Genomic DNA, 1,195 nt, shown 5'->3' on the forward strand with positions numbered 1-1,195 from the left:
GACAACTGCAGTGCTGATGACGTGGTTGCACTTGCTTCTCGGGTGAAAAGGGCGGTGTGGGAGAAGTACCAAATTGAACTCGAACACGAAGTGCGCTTTATGAATCGTCAAGGTGAAACTAATCTCGCTAAGATTGAGGCGGCGCAATGAGAAAAGAACACTCAGTGAAGCTACATATCCTTAAAACACTCAGCGATGGCGGTTTCCATTCAGGTGAAATGCTTGGACAACAACTGGGCATTTCTAGAGCGGCAATTGCAAAGCACATTAAAGGGTTGAATGATTGGGGAGTGGATATTTATCGTATCCAAGGACGAGGCTATCAACTGGCTCATCCTCTTCAATTATTCGATGAAACTCGTCTGAAAAATGCCATTAGCACTCCGGTAGAACTGATTTCCGTGATCGATTCAACGAATCAATATTTGTTAGAGAAAGTCAGTGAATCCGATAAAGGGCGAGTTTGTATCGCTGAATATCAGGCGCAGGGGCGCGGTCGTCGCGGACGTCAATGGATATCGCCATTTGGCACCAATCTGTATTTGTCTATGTACTGGCGTTTAGATGCGGGTATGGCGGCAGCGATGGGACTGAGTTTGGTCGTGGGTATTGCTGCAGTCGAAGCACTGGAAAGTATCGGTATCCAAGGTGTTAAGCTTAAGTGGCCAAACGACATCTACTATCAAGATAAAAAACTAGCCGGTATTTTAGTGGAGATGTCTGGTCAAGCAGGAGGCGCAGCTCACTTAGTGATTGGAATGGGATTAAATATTGGCATGCCTGATGTGCAGCCCGGTATTGATCAACCTTGGACAACACTCAACCAAATTTCCAATGAAGTGAGTATCGATAGAACTCAATTGGCGATACGTCTTATCGATCATTGGAAAGCCGCGTTAGAAGAATATGAACTGACTGGACTGGGTGGTTTTGTTGAACGTTGGAATCGTTTGGACAACTTTATCGGCCGACCGGTTAAGCTTCTTATGGGACCGAGAGAAATACACGGAGGGGTACAAGGTATCGACCAACAGGGTGGGGTGGTGCTCAAAACTGAAAATGGTTTGGAAACCTACATTGGCGGAGAAATTTCGTTGAGAAAAGGGGACTGAGCCCCTTTACTTTCTTAGCGATACTTTGTCGACAAGGTGGTTAGCACCTTTGTGGAGGATCAAATGGGCTCTTTCTCTGGTTG

1 protein-coding gene and 1 pseudogene are annotated in these 1,195 nt (G+C 46.1%); both read left to right on the forward strand.

Features of this window, described 5'->3' with window-relative positions:
* A pseudogene (locus R7Q47_RS25375) lies at nucleotides 1–150 on the forward strand (UDP-N-acetylenolpyruvoylglucosamine reductase); the annotation flags it as partial.
* Nucleotides 147–1,112 carry a bifunctional biotin--[acetyl-CoA-carboxylase] ligase/biotin operon repressor BirA gene (gene birA / locus R7Q47_RS25380; RefSeq protein ID WP_318090113.1) on the forward strand — a complete coding sequence of 322 codons (966 nt, stop codon included), beginning with the start codon at nucleotides 147–149 and terminating at the stop codon, nucleotides 1,110–1,112. The pseudogene R7Q47_RS25375 and the gene birA, both read left to right, overlap by 4 nt.
* Nucleotides 1,113–1,195 lie beyond the last annotated feature (83 nt).

The sequence above is a fragment of the Vibrio sp. Vb0349 genome (genome assembly GCF_033338975.1).

Coding starts and splice junctions, on each gene's coding strand:
- birA (WP_318090113.1), top strand. CDS start 147: ATGAGAAAAGAACACTCAGTGAAGCTACATATCCTTAAAACACTCAGC.